Here is a 12,572-nt window from a genome sequence, read left to right on the forward strand (position 1 = left end):
TCATGGATCATTTTAACTACCGCGACGGCATCCTGCATGCCGAGGCCGTGCCTTTACCCGAGATCGCCAAGCGTTTCGGCACGCCCGTTTACGTTTACTGTCGGGCGACGTTGGAACGCCATTTTCATGCCTTCGATCGCGTATTCGAAGGTTGGCCGCATCTGGTCTGCTACGCCGTCAAGGCCAACTCGAACCTGGGCGTGCTCGATGTACTGGCCCGACTTGGCTCTGGTTTCGACATCGTTTCGGTTGGGGAATTGGAACGTGTCCTGGCGGCGGGTGGCTCTCCGGACAAGGTTGTGTTTTCTGGGGTCGGCAAGCGCGAAGACGAGATGCGCAGGGCCCTCGAGGTCGGTATCCGTTGCTTCAACGTCGAGGTTGCGGAAGAACTCGACCGCCTGAGCCGCCTGGCGGGAGAGTTGGGCGTGGTGGCGCCCGTGTCCATACGGGTCAACCCGGACGTCGATGCCGGCACCCATCCCTATATTTCGACCGGTCTCCGCGAGAACAAGTTTGGGCTCGATATCGACGCGGCGCTGGTGCAATACCTGCGGGCTGCGCGCCTGCCGAACCTCGACATCGTCGGCATCGATTGCCATATCGGCTCGCAATTGACCAGCGTCGAGCCTTTTCTCGATGCGCTGGATCGGATACTCAGGCTCGCGGACCGGCTGAGCGATGCGGGTATCCGGATCCGCCATCTGGATCTCGGTGGCGGTCTCGGTATTCGCTATCAGGACGAGATCCCGCCGGAGCCAGCGGACTACGCGGCCGCAGTCCTGGATCGGCTGCGCTCGCGAGACTACGAAGTATTGATCGAGCCGGGGCGGGCGATCGCCGGCAACGCGGGGGTATTGCTGATGCGGGTGGAGTATCTGAAGTCCACGCAGGCCAAGCACTTCGCGATCGTCGATGCGGCGATGAACGATTTGATCCGCCCGGCGCTGTACCAGGCCTGGCAGGAGATCGTGCCGGTCAAGCAGGGCGGCGCCGGGCCCGAGCGGACCTACGACATCGTCGGTCCGGTCTGCGAAACGGGCGATTTCCTGGGCAAGGAGCGGTCGCTCGGGCTCGAAGTCGGCGATTTGCTGGCTGCCCGTTCCGCCGGTGCCTATGGCTTCAGCATGAGCTCGAATTACAATTCCCGTCCCCGTGCGGCCGAGGTGATGGTCGACGGAGCCACTGTCCATCTGGTACGTGAGCGCGAGGATGTGCCGCAGCTGTTTGCTGGAGAATACCGGATCGGATGAGCCCGACGCGCGTTCCTTTCGTCAAGATGCACGGGCTCGGCAACGATTTTGTCGTGTTCGACGGCGTCCGCCGGAGGCTGAAGCTGGATGCCGGGCGCGTCCGTGCGATCGCTGATCGACATTTCGGTATCGGTTGCGACCAGGTCCTGCTGGTCGAACCCGCGACGAAGCCCGGGGCACACTTTTCCTACCGTATCTTCAATGCCGATGGCGGCGAAGTCGCCCAGTGCGGCAACGGTGCGCGCTGTTTTGCGCGTTTCGTACGGGAGCAGGGACTGTGCGACGCCGACGATGTCATCGTCGATACTCGTGCCGGTCGCATGATCCTGCACCTCCAACCGAACGGGGACGTGAAGGTCAACATGGGCGTGCCGCGTCATGCCCCCGCGGAAATTCCTTATCAGGCTGCCGCGGAAGCGCCGCTCTACACGTTGACGATCGACGGGACGGAGATCCGATTCGGAGCAGTTTCACTGGGAAACCCGCACGCGGTGATCGTCGTCGACGATGTCGATCTGGCGCCCGTAGCCACGCTCGGCAGGCGCATCGAGTCCGATCCGGCCTTTCCCGAACGCGTCAATGTTGGGTTCCTCGCCCCGATTGACCGGCAGCAGGGACGTCTGCGGGTCTTCGAGCGGGGATCGGGTGAGACGCTGGCCTGCGGCAGTGGTGCCTGCGCCGCTGTCATCGTCGGGATCGAGCAGGGGTTGTTCGACGATACGGTGCACCTCGATCTGCCCGGAGGGAGGCTGCAGGTTCAGTGGAGCGGTAGAGGACGCCCGGCATTCCTGATCGGGCCAGCCGTCACAGTATTCGAAGGCAGTATCGATTTATGAGTTCAAAGCCAGCCCAACAGCCCGAACAGGGCCTGCGGTCCATCGATGTGGCCGCCTACCTGAGCGCCCACCCTGACTTTTTCCACCAGCATCAGGACCTGCTGGAAGTGCTGAACGTCCCGCACCCCTGTGGCGACGCCGTGTCTCTGGTCGCCAAACAGATCGACTTGTTGCGGGACAAGAACCGGAAGCTTCAAGTTAAGCTGAGCGAGATCGTGCAGAACGCTCGCGACAACGACGCCGTATTCCGCCGGATACACGAGTTGACGCTCGCCTTGCTCGAAGCGACCAGCGTCGACGATGCGCTCGCCTCTCTGCGCTGGATCCTGCACGAGGCCTTTCAGGCAGATTTCGTGACACTGCGGGTTTTCGACCCGCAGCCTGCGATGGCGCTGTCGGATCTGTACACCTCGCAGGACCGCGCGGAGTTGAGCGCAATCCGCCCGATTCTCGATGCCGGGGTGCCAGTCTGCGGCGTGCCCAGCGCCGACAAGATTCGCTGCCTTTTCGACCCGGATGGCGATGAGGTCCTGTCATATGCCCTGATTCCGTTGCGGCACGCCGGCGTCAAGGGGTTTCTCGCCATCGGGAGCCGCAGCGCACAGCGCTTCCAGACCACGATGGGGAATTTCTTTCTCGCCCAGATCGGTGAGATCGTGGCGGCGCGGCTCGCCGATCTCCTGCGTGCCATCGGCCGAGAGCATGACGCCTGAGTCATTCACCGGCGTCGCCGAGTTTCTCGAACGCTGCGGACAGCGTGGCTCGGAGCACACTGCGGCCGCCTACCGCCGCGATCTGGCGCAGTTCCGGGCGTTCTGCGCTGACCTGGGGATCACCGGCCTCACCGAAATCCGGCCAGGACACGTCAAGGCCTTCATTGCCGACCGGCATCGAGCGGGCATGGCGACGCGCAGCCTGCATCGTAAGCTCGCCGCAATCCGCAGCTTTTTCGATTTTCTGACCCGCCGCGGTGAGCTCACACACAATCCCGCGCGAGCGGTCCGCGCCCCGAAGCTTGCCCGGAGTCTGCCGCGCTTGCTCGATGTCGACCAGATCGGTGGGCTGCTTGCCGCCGAGGCCGACGATGGGCTGGAGGAACGCGATCTCGCGATGTGGGAACTGTTCTACTCTTCGGGCCTGCGCCTCGGCGAACTGGTCAAGCTGGACGTCAGGGACGTGGACCGGGAACAAGGCTGGGTTCTGGTGCGCGAGGGGAAGGGTCGCAAGTCGCGCTACGTGCCACTGGGGCGCTATGCCAACGAAGCCCTCGGCCGCTGGCTCGACGTGCGCCCCGGCTTTGCCGTGACCGGAACGGACGCATTGTTCGTCAGCCGAAGAGGCAGCCGGATCGCGGCGCGTACCGTGCAGGTCCGGCTCAAGCGCTGGCAGGCCCTCAAGGGCGGCGATCAGCCGGTACATCCGCATATGCTGCGGCATTCCTTCGCCAGTCACGTGCTGGAGTCCGGCGGGGACCTGCGGGCTGTGCAGGAAATGCTGGGCCATGCCAATCTGAGTACGACCCAGATTTACACTCACCTTGACTTCCAGCGTCTGGCCGCCGTTTACGATCAGGCCCATCCACGCGCTCACAAGGTCCGCGACAAGAAGCGCTGACCGCGGCCGACCTCGTCGGCAACGGATAATGAGCTATAATCGCGCCCACCCCTAAGATACAGGAACTGATGATGGCATTCTCGCCTCAGAAACCCCCGGGTAAGTCGAAGGCGTCCAATTCCGGACTCTTTCGGGCCTTTCACCCGGAAACGATGAAGGAGAAAGGCGTCTCGTGGACGATCGCCATGCTGTCGATCATCTTCATCGTCGTGTTTCTCGCCATCGCCGAGTACTGGGGCGAGGAGCCGGACCGTTTCGACGTCGTCGCAACGGCCGCCAAAGAGGGTAAGGTCAAAGATGCCAAGCAGTTGCCTCTCGGCTATACCTACGCGACGACGGTCATCCAGGTCGCGGAAACGCTGCTGACCAAACCCGGCGGCTTTCTGGTCAACGACATGTTCCCCCCTGGCGTGTTCGAGGACAATATGCCGAGCTGGGAATACGGTGCGTTGACCGCGCTGCGCGACTCGACCTCGGCCCTGCGTAACCACATCGCGCGCGCTCAGTCGCAGTCCAAAGAAGATCCCGACCTCGCACAGGCCGAGCCGTTCTTCTATTTCGATCACACGTCGTGGCAGCTGCCGTCGTCCGAGTCTGAATACCAGAAGGGGATCGAGGCCATGCGGCGTTACCGCGCCCGGCTGTCGACCCGCGACGCCAGCTTCTTCTCGCGCGCCGACAACTTGCGCCAATACCTCGAAATTCTGGAGAAACGTCTCGGCAGCTTGTCGAACCGCCTGAGCGCCAGTGCCGGTGATACCGGTCTGGTTGCGGCCGACCTGGTGCCTCAGAACACCAATCCGGCTGACCGCCGCCAGACCATGCCGAAGACCCCTTGGTGGAACATCGACGATATCTTTTTCGAGGCGCGAGGATATAGCTGGGCAGCAATGCACGTGCTAAAGGCCGTCGAATTCGATTTCCGTGAAATCCTGGGGAACAAGACGGCGCTGGTTTCGCTGCAGGCGATTATTCGGGAACTCGAGGCCGGCCAGGCGCCTTATCTGAGTCCGATTATTCTTAACGGCGGGGGTTTTGGCATCTTCGCCAACTATTCACTCACGCTGGCGAATTATATCGCCCGTGCCAACGCGGCCACGATCGATCTCCGCAATCTGCTCCAACAGGGGTAGGCTTGCTTTTCAGCCTTCTCAGGTTATCTCGCGGGGCACGCTACACGGGTGGGCTCCGCGGCAGCGAAACCAGATTCCGCGCGGCGCCTATTCCGACTGCGCTTCCGCGAACAGTTCCCGCAGGTATTTGAACAGCAGCCGCGCAGCGCGCGGCGGCTGCGCCCGCAGCCGCTCGGTGCGCGCAGTTTCCACCAGGCTTCGGAGTTTCGGCCGGTCTGCTTCCGGGCATTCCGCCAGCAGGGATGCGATGGCGCTGTCGCCGTCGGCCAGAAGGCGGTCGCGCCAGGCTTCGATGCGGTGCAACGATCGCGTTGTCGCGGCGCTCACCTGTGTGAGCATCTCAAGCTTTTGCCGGATCGGTTCGGCGTCGACCTGCCTTAGCAGTTTGCCGATGTATTTGCGCTGCCGTTTCAGGGATCCGTCCTGTTTCAGAGACTGTCCCTGACGGAGCGCGTCGTACAGTTCCCCGGGCAGTTCCATCCGTGTCAGTTGGTCCGGCGACAGCGCCAGGAGGTCGCTGCCCAGGTCCTGCAATGACTGAGCTTCCCGTTTGAGGCTGCTCTTGCTGGGGCGTTCGGTTCCGTTTTCTTCGAATGAGTCCATCGCACGTTCGGGCTTGGCTTTTCAGGTCAGGAGGATCAGGCCGATCACGAACAACACGACGAAGCTCAGCGGCCAGAGGACGCTCGGCCAGTGGCTCGGCGCATGGCGGCTGAGCGCCAGGGCCGAGCGGATCCCCGGTGTCCACCAGATCAGCACCAGAACGACCAGAGCGCTCAGCAATATCGATTCCAGCGTGGAAGGCATCAGTCGTGTCGCTCCGTCAGGGTGTGGGAGACGCTACGCGAAACCGGCGAGCAGGTAAAGCCCAAGGTTGGTTGAGACTACGGTGTGGCCGCGCTCCTGCATCGGCTGGTCCGACCGGCACGGCCGCCGCTGGTGTCGCAGGCATTCCCGTCGAGCGAGGCATCGGCCCACATGGCCGGTTGCTACGGACATTTCGTCAGGCCGGCGAACCGGCAGGCCGAGTCTGGCCGCCGCCCACCCCGACCCGCCAGGAACGCCGCTGGGTCAAGCTGCTAAATTGTGCTGACTTCATGGCCCGATGGTGCGTGCCGCGCATCCATGCAGGGCGAGGACGTGCAACTCGGGCATCGCCGGACGTCCCCGCGTTATGCGTCGCTAATCGCTGGTGCTAGGAGTCGGCCATGCTGTTTCTGCATATTTTCGCGCTGATGATGCCGGTCATAATCCCGGTCGCTCTGGGCTTTACCTTCATTCGCCTCGGCATCTTCCGGCCGGAGCATGGTGACGCCCTTTTGAAATTCCTCCTCTACGCCACATTCCCGGCGATCATCCTCGATCACCTTGTCGGTCAGCCGCTCGCGGTGTTGTTCCAGCCCGCCTTCACCGCCGCGACGCTGGCCTTTGTGGTCATCATGTATGGGGTCGTGCTGTCCGTTTATCTCTTCGCTTTTCAGCGCCCGATGGCGGAAGCAGCCATGGCGGCGCTGACCGGTTCCTTCGTCTCGGCCGGAATCGTCGGCCTGCCGATCATGCTCGACCTCATCGGGCCGACCTATACCATCGTCCCGGTGATCGCCAATACCGTGATCAGTCTGGTCACGGCGGTGCCGGTCACGGTTCTGCTGATCCAGGTGGGCAGGCGCAGCACCTCCTCGAAGCTGTTGCCAACCCTGGGGCGGACCTTCGTCGAGGTGTTGAAAAACCCGCTGGTCCTGTCCGCCATCGCCGGGCTTCTGCTTTCGCTGCTCGCTGTCCCGATTCCCGGCTGGCTGCACGAAACCTTCGAAAAGGTCGGCGACGCGACTTTCGCGACCGCGCTCTTCGCCGTGGGCATGGGGATCGACCCGACCCTGCTGCGTAGCGATCTGTCACAGATCCTGGTGTTGTCGTTTTTCCGGATCGTGGTCTCGTCAGCCCTCGGGATCATCCTGGCGACTTCGTTCGATCTGCCACCGGGCTATGCGGTTTCCTTCGTCATCATGGCATCACTGCCGACCGCGAAAAGCGTGCCTCCGATCGCGCAGCAATACGGTGTTTTCGTCGGTCAATCGTTTCAGGTCGTCACACTGACAACCCTTGCCATGGTGATTGCGATGCCCATCGTCTGTTATCTGAGCGGAATGATCTGGCCCGGCATCCTACGTTAGCCAGGCTCGGGCCATGGCATGGCCCTACTCGGCCAGGGGGTTCAGGACAGGCGCAAGCGTGCGACCGCCAGGATGAGGCAAAGCGCGGCGACAGCCGTCAAACTGGTGCGCAGCGGCGGGTACCATTCAGGCACGCTGAAGCGGGACTCAAACTGTTGATCTGCTCCGTATTGCGCTGCAAAGGAGCCGGCCATCAACAGCAAGCCCGACTCGGCGGGCACCAGAAAGGACGACCAAGCTGCAGCCGCCGGCACGACGCTCCAGCCCATTGACGTCATTCGATCGCCGTACAGCATCTTCGGATGTACCAGAGCCAGCCCCCAGTGTATCGCCCCGACGAAGCTGAGGACGACGGCACCGTAACTCGATAGCCAGAACACCAGAGTGTTGCGATACTCCGACGGGAGTGCGTAGAGTCCGCTCGTCAGCACGACGAAGGGCAGCATCGCTGCCGTCCCGAGCCAGAACGGAACGGGCGGAGTTGGGTTGATCGGGCGGGTGTTCATTTCTATGGACCGAATGGGAACTGTGTATTCACGATTGAATCATAGGCCGCTGGGCCGATTGTAGCGACTGTTTGACCATGCCGGTGGGGGCGGTGGTTCCGAAACACCCCCCTGCGCGGCTTATGGGCCAAGGTCTTTCGGGTCGCGGCGTGCTGGTCAGGTCAAGTGCGCGAGGCGAGTCGTGTCGCCGGATCCTGACGATAGAACTCGACCAGAAGGCTATAGACCGGCGGGTAGAAGGCCTTGACCAGACCGGGGGTCTCGAAGAAGGCCTCGCTGATGACGGCGAAAAATTCGGCCGGAGATTCTGCCGCGTAAGGATCCAGCGGCTGAGGCTGATCGCGCTCGACAGCGCTCACGAGTTTCTCGAACGCAGCGCGAAAGACACGGGTCCAGTCCGACACTCGCATGTCGGGATGGAGTGGCGGGAGTCCGTCGGTTTCGCCGTTCAGGGCATCGAGCTTGTGTGCCATTTCGTGAATGACCACGTTGTAGCCTTCGCCGTGCCCCGAGGCTTCGACATCGGCCCAGGACAGAACCAGCGGGCCACGATCCCAGGATTCTCCGCTCAGGACCTCCGACCACTCGTGCATGACGCCCGCAGCGTCGACCTCGCTCCGTGGCCGGATGAATTCGCCGGGATAGACGATCACGGTTCGCCAGTCTCTGTCCCATTCGCCGTCGAGGTTGAGAATGGGCAGGCACGCCTGCACGGCGATCAGGAGCCGCATCGGTTGATCCAGTTGCAAGCCGAGTACCGGCTCGAACCGCTTCCGCGCGAGGAAGAGTGTGGTGAGGTGCCTGAGACGTTCGTCCTCCGCGGCTGACAGGTCGCGCAGCAGGGGCAAATCCCGGAGAGTATGGCGCCAGAGTGCCTCATCGATACGATGACGCTCCAGTAGCCGCTTTTCCCGCAGTCGATGCCAGTGTCGGAACATCGGGATCAGAATGATGTCTGGAAAGTTGAGGACAGCGCGCTACTCTGACCAGGACGCGAGCAACGCCGCACAGCGCAAACCCGGTCATCAGTCAGGACGCGCAACCGCCGGATGGCTCTGCGGATCGAATTTTTTCTACGATTTCCGTGCGAATTTTTTGATAAGCTCGGGCCGCAAGCCGCATGCGGTCAAGCTGCTCCCGTTCCTTTTTTTCGTTGACGTCATGCGCATCAAAGACGACGACCTCGAATTTTTCTCTCGCGAAATGGCCGATGTCCAACCGCTCAAGGCGGTCGAGCGCGTCGTGCAGAAGCCGCACTTTGATCGAACGCCCGGCCAGCAGTATCGGCGCGATGCTGCTCAGCGGGCGCAGACCCAGAACGACAACTTCCTGACGACAGCCTTCGTGGAACTCGTTCATCCACAAGCCGAACTGAGTTTCATGCGCCCAGGCATGCAACATGGTGTGTTCCGCAAACTCAGGCAGGGTGCTTACCCGATCGATGCCGTACTGGACCTGCATCAGCTGACGGTTGAGCAAGCGCGTTGCGAAGTTTTTCAGTTCATCCGCGACTGCATGGCCCGCGACGTGCGCAGCGCGCTGATCAGCCACGGCAAAGGCGGGCGGCATCCCGATCGACCGGCCGCATTGCTCAAAAGCTATGTGGCGAAGTGGCTGCCCCAGTTTCCCGAGGTCATGGCCTTTCACAGCGCGCAGGGGTTTCATGGTGGTACCGGCGCAGTGTATGTACTGCTGAAAAAGAGCGAGCGCCAGAAGCAGCGCACGCGGCGCCGCCTGGGCCTGATCGACGCGAAACCGGAGCTCTGACCGGTGGCTTGTTCGGCTGACGAGCGCTGGCGGACGATCGCCGGCCGATTCCCGTTGCCCGGGTGCTTGCTGAGCGTTCGTCCGTTCGGCTCGGGTCTGATCAACACCACGCTGCTGGTCGAAACGGATGCGCCGGCGCGGGTCATCCTGCAGCGGATCAACCGCCGCGTTTTTCCCGAGCCTGCGCAGGTGCAACGCAACCTGAGGACGTTGCATGATCATCTGGCCAGCGCGAGGGCGCCAGAGAGGCTGGCCTTGCAGCTGCCGGGCATGATACCGACGCTCGACGGTGCTGATTTCCTTATCGACGACGAAGGTGAAGTCTGGCGAGCGCTCGATTTCATTGATGGAACGCAGTCGTTCGACGCCATCGGGGACGAGGTTCAGGCAGTTGAGATCGGGCGAGCCCTGGGCCACTTCCACGCGCTGCTCGCCGATCTCGATCCGGACCGCCTGCACGATACACTGCCGGGTTTTCATGTCACGCCGGGCTATCTGGCCACATTCGATCGAGTCCACGCGGATTTCGGTGGAGAAAGGCCCCCCTCGCTGCGGGCTGCACTGGAGTTCGTCCAGGCGCGCCGCGAATTCGCTCGCGTTCTTGAGGATGCGAAAGCTGCGGGCGCGCTGACTGATCGTGTGATTCACGGCGACCCTAAACTCAACAACATTCTTTTCGACGAGTCCACGGGAGTCGCGGTTGCGATGATCGATCTCGATACCGTGAAGCCGGGCCTGATCCACTACGATCTCGGCGACTGCCTCCGGTCGTGCTGCAATCGCGCAGGGGAAGGCGGAGCGGAGTCGGTGGAGTTCGACGTCGAACTATGCCGCGAGGTGCTGGCTGGCTATTTCGCCGAAGCCGCGCACTTCCTGACAGGGTCCGACATCGCCTACCTGTTCGATGCCATTCGGTTACTACCGTTCGAACTCGGTCTGCGGTTCTTGACCGATCATATGGCGGGCGACCGATATTTTCATGTGACGGAGCCGGGCCAGAACCTCCGGCGCGCGCAGATCCAGTTCCAGTTAGTGGAAAGTATCGAGCGTCAGGAGAAGACGATTCGCTCGGTGTGCGGGAGCGGGTGAGCGGGCCGAGCGACACCGCTTAGGGTCAGTGCAGCGCCTGATGCCAGCGGTCGCTAGGAATTTCCCAGCGCCTTCGCCGAGTTCTCCTTGAACATGTTCATGAACAATTCACCCTGTTCCTTCGCATCGTCAAGTGCGACGTGCGTGTGCGATCCGCCCGACAACCAGCGCTTCGGCAGGTAGTTCTTGCCGCTCTTGCCGAACGGCTTGCGGCGCATGCCCATGGCGTAGGAGCGAATGTCGATGCCGTGCTCGGAGAACGGACGCCGGCCGGTAAAGCGGATCAGATACCAGTACACCCACATGAAATCCCAGGTCGCCGGCCAGGCGACGAAGATCGGCAAACCGGGCAGCGTCTCGATCCAGTCGGCGAAGCGGGTCATCGCGGCCGCCGGGGACTGTGGGCTTTCGCGGCAGGCCTCCCAGGCTTCAGGGAACTGCTGCCACCATTCGGTCATCGCAGGGTGCGGTTGGGCCTCCGGCAGGGTCTCCAGGTTGACGAAGAAGTCGCCGATGTTTTCGCCTTCGGCCGTATACGCGACGGCGCCCAGACTCAGCATCGAGTGGGGACCGGGAATGGGACCGTCGGCTTCGATGTCGACGCTCAGAAAAATCTCGGGGGGGCGGGGCTTGCTCATGGGCCTGGATTGTACCTGATCGAACAAGGCAGCACGCGGCGGACGCACCGGGCCGTGCGGGCCTAGGGAATCTGGCCCCGGCGTGCTACCCTGCAAGCGACATCACCGCAGCGGCTCGGAGGCGAGGCGAATGAATGCGCCATTTCCGAAAGGTCGATTCTGGCAACTGGTCATGCGGCGGGCGGCTCGGGCCCGGGTTAACGGGGCTTTGCAACCCATCGATACCGAGCGGGTCATGACCCGCGACCGCGGTATCCCTTTCATGCTCAGGAGCGCGCGCAATCTGGCCTCAAAGGCGCTGGCGAGCGGTGACGGCTCGGGCGCCGGAGAGGGTGCCAACCCGTTCCTTCCCTACGATCCGGACCTCTTCGTCTGCGATGTCAGCGCGAGCCACCTCTGTCTGCTGAATAAATTCAGCGTCGTCGATCATCATCTGCTGATCGTCACGCGGCACTTCGAACCGCAGGAAAACATGCTGACCTTTGCGGATCTCGAGGCGGTCTGGACCTGCCTGTCGGAGGTCGACGGCATCGCGTTTTTCAACAGCGGCCGAGCCTCGGGCGCAAGCCAGCCGCACCGCCACCTGCAATTGGTTCCGCTGCCTATGAGCGACGCGCCGGACCCGTACCCGTTCGCGCCGCTGTTCGCCGCCGGATCGGGCTCCGACATCGCCCACATTCCGGAACTGCCGTTCCGCCATGCCGTCATGTGGATACACCACGAGGTCGGGGATACGCCGCAGACGCTGGCCGAGCGCACGCAGGCGGAGTACGGCTTGCTGCTCGACGCGGTGGGTCTGGCGCCGATCGACCTGGATCGGGCCGTGCGCGCATCGGGCTCGTACAACTTGCTGTTGACCCGGCACTGGATGATGATCGTCCCGCGCTCCGAGGAGCGCTATGGCACGGTCTCGGTCAATGCGCTGGCTTTTGTGGGCTCATTGTTCGTCAAGCGCCACGAGGAACTCGAACAGATACTCGAGTCCGGACCGCTGGCGGTGCTGACCCAAGTCGCCCTGCCGCCATGAATCTTTCGCGTACACTGCGCACCCGGAATGGGCACTCCGGTGCATCGTGGGCGCGACCGCCTGAAACTTATGCCAAGGGTTACGACGACGATGAACAGAAAGCTCCTCCTTACCGCGGCCGGGTGTCTGGTACTGGCCGCTGCCAGCCCTCAGACCTATGCCGAGCGCTCGGCCGCGAGCGCCAAGGGTGCCATGTCCCGAGGGAGTTCGGGAGCCGAGGCCGATGTATCGGATCGAGCCGAAGAGATGTTGAGGAAACGCCAGCAGGACATGATCGCCATGCACGATTTGATGCACCGGATCCGGGACGCTAAGGATCCGCAGGAAAAGGCCCGTCTGATGGAGCAGCATCTGCAGATGCTCAGGGACAACTGGCAGGAGATGCGGGCCCACCGCCGGCCCCGCGCGGCGTTGCGGCGTGGAGGCAAGAGCCCCGATGGATCCGAAACCGATGGCTCGCCGGTCGGCGACGAGCCCTGAGTTCACGGACCGAGGTCCGAACAGGCGAGAGAGGGGCAGGCTTACCGGGAGGTTTCGC

At 62.8% G+C, this 12,572-nt stretch carries 15 protein-coding genes; 10 read left to right on the forward strand and 5 right to left on the reverse strand.

Annotated elements, in window-relative coordinates:
- Positions 1-2: 2 nt before the first annotated feature.
- From lysA to BWR02_RS03375, 5 genes are all read left to right on the forward strand, one after another.
- A complete protein-coding gene (gene lysA / locus BWR02_RS03355; protein WP_139556338.1) occupies positions 3-1,250 on the forward strand; it encodes a diaminopimelate decarboxylase in 1,248 nt (415 codons plus the stop codon).
- A complete protein-coding gene (gene dapF / locus BWR02_RS03360) occupies positions 1,247-2,086 on the forward strand; it encodes a diaminopimelate epimerase (RefSeq protein ID WP_139556339.1) in 840 nt (279 codons plus the stop codon). Before lysA ends, dapF begins: the two co-directional genes overlap by 4 nt.
- The gene (locus BWR02_RS03365; RefSeq protein ID WP_139556340.1) at positions 2,083-2,799 is read left to right on the forward strand and encodes a DUF484 family protein; all 717 of its coding nucleotides are present in this window, start codon (positions 2,083-2,085) and stop codon (positions 2,797-2,799) included. Before dapF ends, BWR02_RS03365 begins: the two co-directional genes overlap by 4 nt.
- Positions 2,789-3,700, forward strand: coding sequence for a tyrosine recombinase XerC (xerC, locus tag BWR02_RS03370; RefSeq protein ID WP_139556341.1), 912 nt, complete (start codon positions 2,789-2,791; stop codon positions 3,698-3,700). The genes BWR02_RS03365 and xerC overlap by 11 nt, the downstream gene beginning before the upstream one ends.
- 71 nt (positions 3,701-3,771) lie before the next feature.
- Positions 3,772-4,833: a DUF2333 family protein gene (locus BWR02_RS03375; RefSeq protein ID WP_139556342.1), complete on the forward strand. Its 1,062-nt coding sequence runs from the start codon at positions 3,772-3,774 to the stop codon at positions 4,831-4,833.
- Positions 4,834-4,920: 87 nt separating this feature from the next.
- Here BWR02_RS03375 and yjgA read toward each other — a convergent pair whose 3' ends face one another.
- Together yjgA and BWR02_RS03385 are read right to left on the reverse strand one after the other, a co-directional pair.
- Complete coding sequence (yjgA, locus tag BWR02_RS03380) at positions 4,921-5,436, reverse strand: ribosome biogenesis factor YjgA (protein WP_139556343.1); 516 nt, start codon at positions 5,434-5,436, stop codon at positions 4,921-4,923.
- Between the two features lie 21 nt (positions 5,437-5,457).
- Positions 5,458-5,640 carry a hypothetical protein gene (locus BWR02_RS03385; protein WP_139556344.1) on the reverse strand — a complete coding sequence of 61 codons (183 nt, stop codon included), beginning with the start codon at positions 5,638-5,640 and terminating at the stop codon, positions 5,458-5,460.
- A gap of 401 nt (positions 5,641-6,041) precedes the next feature.
- On the opposite strand from BWR02_RS03385, the gene BWR02_RS03390 reads away from it, so the two are divergent.
- Positions 6,042-7,007, forward strand: coding sequence for an AEC family transporter (locus BWR02_RS03390; protein WP_139556345.1), 966 nt, complete (start codon positions 6,042-6,044; stop codon positions 7,005-7,007).
- A gap of 41 nt (positions 7,008-7,048) precedes the next feature.
- Here BWR02_RS03390 and BWR02_RS03395 read toward each other — a convergent pair whose 3' ends face one another.
- Entirely contained in the window at positions 7,049-7,513 is a 465-nt protein-coding gene (locus tag BWR02_RS03395; protein ID WP_139556346.1) for a DUF3429 domain-containing protein, read from the reverse strand.
- A 161-nt stretch (positions 7,514-7,674) separates the two neighbouring features.
- Positions 7,675-8,451, reverse strand: a complete 777-nt coding sequence (locus tag BWR02_RS03400) for a M90 family metallopeptidase (RefSeq protein ID WP_139556347.1) — start codon at positions 8,449-8,451, stop codon at positions 7,675-7,677.
- Positions 8,452-8,716: 265 nt separating this feature from the next.
- Here BWR02_RS03400 and smrA point away from each other — a divergent pair, with 265 nt between their 5' ends.
- Together smrA and BWR02_RS03410 are read left to right on the forward strand one after the other, a co-directional pair.
- Positions 8,717-9,280 carry a DNA endonuclease SmrA gene (gene smrA, locus BWR02_RS03405; protein WP_236101901.1) on the forward strand — a complete coding sequence of 188 codons (564 nt, stop codon included), beginning with the start codon at positions 8,717-8,719 and terminating at the stop codon, positions 9,278-9,280.
- Positions 9,281-9,283: 3 nt separating this feature from the next.
- Complete coding sequence (locus BWR02_RS03410) at positions 9,284-10,369, forward strand: phosphotransferase enzyme family protein (RefSeq protein WP_139556349.1); 1,086 nt, start codon at positions 9,284-9,286, stop codon at positions 10,367-10,369.
- Positions 10,370-10,422: 53 nt separating this feature from the next.
- Here the strand turns inward: BWR02_RS03410 and BWR02_RS03415 are convergent, their stop codons facing one another.
- A complete protein-coding gene (locus BWR02_RS03415; RefSeq protein WP_139556350.1) occupies positions 10,423-11,007 on the reverse strand; it encodes a 3'-5' exonuclease family protein in 585 nt (194 codons plus the stop codon).
- 130 nt (positions 11,008-11,137) lie between these two features.
- Between BWR02_RS03415 and BWR02_RS03420 the strand changes: the two genes are divergently transcribed.
- Positions 11,138-12,034: an ATP adenylyltransferase family protein gene (locus BWR02_RS03420; RefSeq protein WP_139556351.1), complete on the forward strand. Its 897-nt coding sequence runs from the start codon at positions 11,138-11,140 to the stop codon at positions 12,032-12,034.
- 90 nt (positions 12,035-12,124) lie between these two features.
- Positions 12,125-12,514: a hypothetical protein gene (locus BWR02_RS03425; protein WP_139556352.1), complete on the forward strand. Its 390-nt coding sequence runs from the start codon at positions 12,125-12,127 to the stop codon at positions 12,512-12,514.
- The last annotated feature ends 58 nt before the right edge of the window (positions 12,515-12,572 follow it).

This window comes from Methylotetracoccus oryzae, from assembly GCF_006175985.1.
Lineage (GTDB): Bacteria > Pseudomonadota > Gammaproteobacteria > Methylococcales > Methylococcaceae > Methylotetracoccus > Methylotetracoccus oryzae.